The organism is Methylosinus sp., assembly GCF_036560965.1.
Classification (GTDB): domain Bacteria; phylum Pseudomonadota; class Alphaproteobacteria; order Rhizobiales; family Beijerinckiaceae; genus Methylosinus.
This window is the reverse complement of sequence record NZ_DATBQF010000001.1, coordinates 1-4,158: the sequence shown is the minus strand read 5'-3', so window position 1 is coordinate 4,158 and position 4,158 is coordinate 1. Positions and strand designations below refer to the sequence as shown.

Below are 4,158 nucleotides of genomic sequence, written 5' to 3'. Positions count from 1 at the left end.
GGCGCGCCGCTCGCCTCGCCAACCGAGGCGAGCTGGCCCAGCGGCGAGTGGTGGCGCCGCTTCCGCAGTCCCGAACTCGACCGCATCGTCGAGACGGCGCTGGCTGAAAATCAAAGCCTGAAAAGGGCCATGGAAGCATTGCGCGACGCCGAGGCTTTTTCACAGGTCGAAGGGGCGCGGCTGTTGCCCTTCCTCAACGCGGATATGGGCATGCGCCAATCGCGCATTCCCAATCATGGCGTCGTCGAGTCCTATAATCCCGCGCTGGCCGGCCTCGAGAAGACCATGGCCTACATCAACCCGCTGTCGCTTCACTACGAATTCGACTTCTGGGGCAAGAACCGGGCGATCCTCAACGCCGCGCTTGGCGAGGCCGCGGCGCAAGCGGCGGAGACGGCGGAGGCGCAACTGTTGCTGACCACCGCCATCTCGCGCGTCTATTTTCGCATCCGCGCGCTGGCCCGGCAGGCGGCGACCGCGAGCGAGATGGTCAAGCTGCGCAAAGACCTGCTCGCGCTCGCGCAAACGCGGTTCAGAACCGGGATCGACACCGCCGACGGCGTGACCGAAGCGAGCGCCGCGCTGGAGGCCGCCGTCAAACGCGAAGCCGGCGTCACGGCGCAACTGGACTTCCAGCAGAATTTGCTCGCGCGGCTGATGGGCCAGGGACCGGACGCCGGACGCGGCGTTGTCGGCGCGAAGTCGATGAGCCAGCCGGCGGCTCCCGCCTTGCCGCGACAACTTCCCGTGGAGCTTCTCGCCCACCGTCCGGACGTCGCCGCCGCCATGCATCGCGCCGAGGCGGCGGCGGAGCGGATTCACGCCGCCAAGGCGGAGTTCATGCCGTCCGTCGATCTCACGATCGTCGGCGGACTGGAGGCCTCGAGGACGTCGACGAAGATCGACGATCTCGGCAAGTTCCTGTTCCGGACCTCGGCGATCGGCTACGCCGTCACGCCCAACATCCATCTGCCGCTGTTCCAGGGCGGCAGTTTGCGCGGCAGGCTGGAGGGCCGCCGCTCGGAATATGACGAGGCGGTCGACGGCTACAATGAAACGCTGCTCAGGGCGGCGCAGCAGGTCGCCGACAGTCTGGCTAGCCTGAAGGAGACGCGCTCCGAGACGGAGGCGCAGCGCCGCTTGAACGCCGCCGCGCGCGCGGAACTCGAACTCGCGCGCTCGCGCTGGAGCAGCGGATTGAAGGACAAGCGCGAACTGCTCGCGCAGGCGCACGCCGTCCTCGAACAGGTTTACGTGCTCGACGCGCTCGACGCCGACTATTTGTCGTCGCATGTGGATCTGATCCAGGCGCTGGGCGGCGGCTATCTGGAGGGTCCGGAAGCGTTCGCGCCGCGGCCGGAGCCGGAAAAGGATCGACTGACGCCGCTCGTCGACGCGATCGAGGCGCTCGGCGGCGGATAGGCGCGCGCCGACGAAGAGTCCGTTCGAACGGCATCGCTCGAACGAAAAGAAATCTAAGAACACCCAGACGCTTTGGACAGCCAATGCCCCTTGATCGCAAGACGCTCCGTTCCCGCCGCCTGATTTTCCTCTCGCTCGTCGCGCTGACGGCGCTGGCGGCGGGTTTGTATTTCCTGATCAGATGGCAGACCCATGATCGATTTTGGGTCACCTCCGACAATGCTTTCATCGTCGGCAACATCATTCCGGTGCAAGCCGACGCGACGGGCGTCGTCGCGGATGTCCTGGTCGAGGAAACCAACAAGGTGAAAGCCGGCGATCTGCTCGTGCGGCTCGACGAACAGCGCGCCAAGGCGGCGCTCGATCAATCCGCGGCCGAGCTGGCGCGCGCCGTGCGCGCGGTCGGCGGGCAATTCGCCGCGCGGCGCCAAGCCTGCCAGAAGATCGCCTCGCAGATCGCGCTGCGCGACAAGACCAGCCACGACGTCATGCGCTATCGCCAGGCGTTGCCGAGCGGCTCGGTGTCGCAACAGGTCCTGCAGAACGCCGTGGACCAACTCGCCTCGCTCGACGCCGAGCTGCATGAAAGCCGGGCGGACTATCAGGCGTTTCAATCGCGGCTCGGCGGGCTCTCCCTGACCAACCATCCCGACATCGCGGCGGCCAAGGCCAGATTCGCCGAGAATTACATCGAATTCGCGCGCCAGCGCATCAAGGCGCCCGTTTCCGGCTACATCGCCAAGCGCAAGGCGCAGGTCGGCGACCGCGCGCGGCCCGGCGATCTGCTGATGCAGATCGTTCCGCTCGATTACCTGTGGATCGAGGCGAATCTCTGGGAAAACAGCATGGAGCGCGTGCGGCCGGGACAGCCGGTGACGATCACGGTCGATCTCTACGGCGCCAACGCTCCCTTTCACGGCCGGGTCGAGGGCATCGTCCCGGGCTCGGGCAGCGTCTTCGCCTTGCTCGCCCCCGACAACGCGACCGGCAACTTCATCCATATCGTCCAGCGCGTTCCGGTGTATATCTCGCTGCGTCCCGACGAACTCGAAAAACGGCCGTTGCGGCCGGGGCTTTCCACCGTCATCTCCATCGACGTGCGCAATGTCGATCAATCGCCCAACGCCTCGATCACCCGCATGGATCCCAAGGCCGACAAAACCGAAATTTTCGCCAATGAAATCGCCGAAGCCAATATGCGCGCGCAAAAAATCGTCAGCGAAAATCTCGTCGAAGCCAACAACGCCGCCATCGCCGCATGCCCCATCGGCGAGTAAAAGAAGGCGCCCCATTCCATTCTCACAATTAGGGGCAGCTAACTGCTCAAACGACCACGTTCACATCGTTATATAAAGGACACCGTCTGGCTCATTCGATCCGAACAGGATATGGATGTCAAAGCTTCTCTCGAGCAGTTCGAGACGGGTATCGGCGAAGCGGCCAAAACATGAAAATCACGTAGTTGAGTTCATAAGACGCGGTCCTTCTTAACCGCGAGGCACGCGTTGAGGTAGCCGTGAACGTACGTGATGAATGCGGGATAAGCAGCGTGAGTATCCGCTTCTAGAGCGGCTTCCTAGGTTGCGCAAAGTCACTTTCCAAAGCGCATGGCATAATATCACGTTGTGATATAGTGCTTAATATGATATCCGCCGATGCGTTACGGAGCGTCGTAATTCATCGGCGCGGGATGCCGAGGCTCGCACGAGCCGATGTTTCAATAGGCGCGGGGCCGCGGGATCTAGATTGATCCGGTTTCCTTCGCGCGGGTAGGCCCGATCCGCTCGACATGGCGCGAATGCGCCTTGTCGAGCCTTTGGCCGCGCCGCGAGAGCGCGGCGACAAAAAGGATGATGAGACATGACCGAAGTTTGGGCGCTTGCGGCGTTTTGGTTTGGCCTCGCGCTGATCGCGGGCGTGCTGGCGAAGTGGCTCCGAATCTCCTCCGCGATGGCCGAAGTGGTCATGGGAACAATCGCCCAATTGATCCTTGGCGCGACCATCGGCTTGGGAGTTCTGGGCAGCGACGAATCCTGGGTTAAGTTTCTGTCGGGCGTCGGCGTGATGCTACTGACTTTTCTCGCCGGCGCCGAACTCGAGCCGGACGTGCTCAAACTCAAATGGAAGGAAGCCGTCTCGCTTGGCTCCGTCAGTTTCCTCGTTCCATTCTTTCTTAGCGCGGCGGTGGCTCATTATCTGCTCGGATGGGGCGTCATGCCGAGTTGGCTCGCGGGGGTGGCGCTGGGAGGAACTTCGGTGGCGGTCGTCTACACCGAGATGATGCAGCATGGTTTGAACGGCACGGATTTCGGCAAGGTGCTGCTGGGCGCCTGCTTCGTCACCGATCTTGGGAATGTTATCGCCCTGGGGCTTATTTTCACGCCTTTCACGATTAGGACGGCGTTGTTTATTGCCTTCACCTTGTCGGGCGCCGTGGCTCTCCTCTGGCTTACGCCTCGGTTTTTCAGCCGATTTGGTGGACTACCCTCTGAACTCGAGACGAAATTCCTGCTTCTATTCCTTCTTGCGCTGGGATCGCTCGCCACCTGGGCCGATAGCGAGGCCGTGCTTCCGGCCTACGCAGTCGGAATGGCGCTTGCTGGGACCGTCGGCAGGAATCATTCGCTGATCCGGCGGTTGCGCACCGTGACTTTCGGATTGCTAACGCCTTTCTTTTTCATTCGCGCCGGCTATCTGGTCTCGTTAACGTCGGTTATCTCGGTGCCGGTGGCGTTC

Annotated in this window: 3 protein-coding genes; all 3 read left to right on the top strand. The window is 62.7% G+C overall.

The annotated features are described in order from the left end of the window. Positions 1-1,422, top strand: a 1,422-nt coding sequence (locus VIF40_RS00015; RefSeq protein WP_331935461.1) for an efflux transporter outer membrane subunit, incomplete at its 5' end; no start/stop codon positions are given. Positions 1,423-1,505: 83 nt separating this feature from the next. Beyond that, positions 1,506-2,699, top strand: coding sequence for an HlyD family secretion protein (locus VIF40_RS00010; protein WP_331935460.1), 1,194 nt, complete (start codon positions 1,506-1,508; stop codon positions 2,697-2,699). 583 nt (positions 2,700-3,282) lie between these two features. Then, on the top strand, positions 3,283-4,158 hold an 876-nt coding region (locus VIF40_RS00005), incomplete at its 3' end, for a cation:proton antiporter (protein ID WP_331935459.1).